The 2,799-nt window shown below is 49.3% G+C and carries 1 rRNA gene; it reads left to right on the top strand.

Annotated elements, in window-relative coordinates:
• Positions 1-33: 33 nt before the first annotated feature.
• Positions 34-2,799, top strand: a 23S ribosomal RNA gene (locus JEM65_RS20325); the annotation flags it as partial.

Genomic DNA, 2,799 nt, shown 5'->3' with positions numbered 1-2,799 from the left:
AACTGAATAGTAACTCATTAAAAGACAAAAGTACAATAAGCTACATAAGAGCGTATGGGGAATGCCTAGGCTCTCAGAGGCGATGAAGGACGTGATAAGCTGCGAAAAGCTGCGGGGATTGGCACATACAAATCGATCCGCAGATATCCGAATGGGGCAACCCACCATATTGAAGATATGGTATCCTGTAAAGGAAGCAAACCCGGAGAACTGAAACATCTAAGTACCCGGAGGAGAAGAAAACAAAAGTGATTCCGTAAGTAGTGGCGAGCGAACGCGGATTAGCCCAAACCGATATTGTTACGGCAATATCGGGGTTGTAGGACCACGACATTCGAAGCATGATGAATTAGAACCCTTTGGAAAGAGGGGCCATAGACGGTGATAGCCCGGTATAGGTAAAGAATGCACAGATAGTGGTATCCTGAGTAGTGCGGGGCACGTGAAACCCTGTATGAATTTGGCGGGACCATCCGTTAAGGCTAAATACTCCTGAGAGACCGATAGTGAACCAGTACCGTGAGGGAAAGGTGAAAAGAACCCTGAATAAGGGAGTGAAATAGAACCTGAAACCATACGCTTACAAGCGGTCGGAGCCCCGATTTATCGGGGTGACGGCGTGCCTTTTGCATAATGAGCCTACGAGTTACCGTTGCCAGCAAGGTTAAGTGGTTAAGCCACGGATCCGTAGCGAAAGCGAGTCTGAATAGGGCGATATACGTACTTGTACGTTGTAGTTGGTAGTGGTAGACGCGAAACCGTGTGATCTACCCATGGGCAGGTTGAAGTTTAGGTAACACTAAATGGAGGACCGAACCGGTTGACGTTGAAAAGTCTTCGGATGACCTGTGGGTAGGGGTGAAAGGCCAATCAAACTCGGAAATAGCTCGTACTCCCCGAAATGCATTTAGGTGCAGCGTTGATTTATAGTTTTATAGAGGTAGAGCTACTGATTGGATGCGGGGGCTTCACCGCCTACCAATTCCTGACAAACTCCGAATGCTATAAAATGTTGATCAGCAGTGAGGGCTTGGGTGCTAAGGTCCAAGTCCGAGAGGGAAAGAACCCAGACCATCAGCTAAGGTCCCCAAATATATGTTAAGTTGAAATAACGAGGTTGAACTGCTTAGACAGCTAGGATGTTGGCTTGGAAGCAGCCATTCATTTAAAGAGTGCGTAACAGCTCACTAGTCGAGCGGTTCGGCATGGATAATAATCGGGCATAAACATATTACCGAAGCTATGGATTTATAATTTAGATTATAAGTGGTAGGGGAGCATTGTAGTGTCGTCGAAGGTGTTCTGTGAGGGATGCTGGAGAAGCTACAAAAGAAAATGTAGGCATAAGTAACGATAATGCGGGCGAGAAACCCGCACACCGAAAGACTAAGGTTTCCTCAGCTATGCTAATCAGCTGAGGGTTAGTCGGGGCCTAACGCGAACCCGAAAGGGGAAGTGGATGGACAACCAGTTAATATTCTGGTACCTGCTCACGATAAAAGTGACGGAGGCGTATATTTGGTGCGTGCTGACGGAATAGCACGTTGAAGCGAGCAGTAATGCCGCGATAGTACACTGAGGCTACGGCCAAGGTGATAATCCAGAAAAGCGACTTCCAAGAAAAGCGAGTGAAGCAGCCCGTACCGTAAACCGACACAGGTAGTTGGGATGAGAATTCTAAGGTGCTCGAGAGATTCATGGCTAAGGAACTAGGCAAAATTGACGCGTAACTTCGGGAGAAGCGTCGCCCCCCTCCGGGGGGGCCGCAGTGAAAGAGTCCAGGCGACTGTTTATCAAAAACACAGGGCTCTGCTAAATCGAAAGATGATGTATAGGGCCTGACACCTGCCCGGTGCTGGAAGGTTAAGAGGAGGGTTTAGCTTCGGCGAAGATCTGAATTGAAGCCCCAGTAAACGGCGGCCGTAACTATAACGGTCCTAAGGTAGCGAAATTCCTTGTCGGGTAAGTTCCGACCTGCACGAATGGTGTAACGATCTGGACACTGTCTCAGCCATGAGCTCGGTGAAATTGTAGTATCGGTGAAGATGCCGATTACCCGCAGTGGGACGAAAAGACCCCGTGCACCTTTACTATAGCTTAGTATTGGTTTTGGATAAGTAATGTGTAGGATAGGTGGGAGACTTCGATCCTGCGTCGCCAGGCGTAGGTTAGTCATTGTTGAAATACCACCCTTTGCTTGTCTAGAGTCTAACCCTTGTAAAAGGGGACAGTGCTTGGTGGGTAGTTTGACTGGGGTGGTCGCCTCCAAAAGAGTAACGGAGGCTTCTAAAGGTTCCCTCAGCACGCTTGGTAACCGTGCGTAGAGTGCAATGGCATAAGGGAGCTTGACTGAGAGACATACAGGTCGATCAGGTACGAAAGTAGAGCATAGTGATCCGGTGGTTCCGCATGGAAGGGCCATCGCTCAAAGGATAAAAGGTACGCCGGGGATAACAGGCTGATCTCCCCCAAGAGCTCATATCGACGGGGGGGTTTGGCACCTCGATGTCGGCTCGTCACATCCTGGGGCTGGAGAAGGTCCCAAGGGTTGGGCTGTTCGCCCATTAAAGTGGCACGCGAGCTGGGTTCAGAACGTCGTGAGACAGTTCGGTCTCTATCTACTGTGGGCGTTAGAAATTTGAGTGGATCTGACTCTAGTACGAGAGGACCGAGTTGGACGAACCTCTGGTGCACCAGTTGTCACGCCAGTGGCATTGCTGGGTAGCTACGTTCGGAAGGGATAAGCGCTGAAAGCATATAAGCGCGAAACCCACCACAAGATGAGATTTCTTTAAAGGG

The sequence above is a fragment of the Gelidibacter salicanalis genome (assembly GCF_016469035.1).
In the GTDB taxonomy this organism is placed as follows: Bacteria; Bacteroidota; Bacteroidia; order Flavobacteriales; family Flavobacteriaceae; genus Gelidibacter; species Gelidibacter salicanalis_A.
The sequence above is the reverse complement of the archived record's forward strand: the minus strand, read 5'-3'. Positions and strand labels throughout refer to the sequence as shown.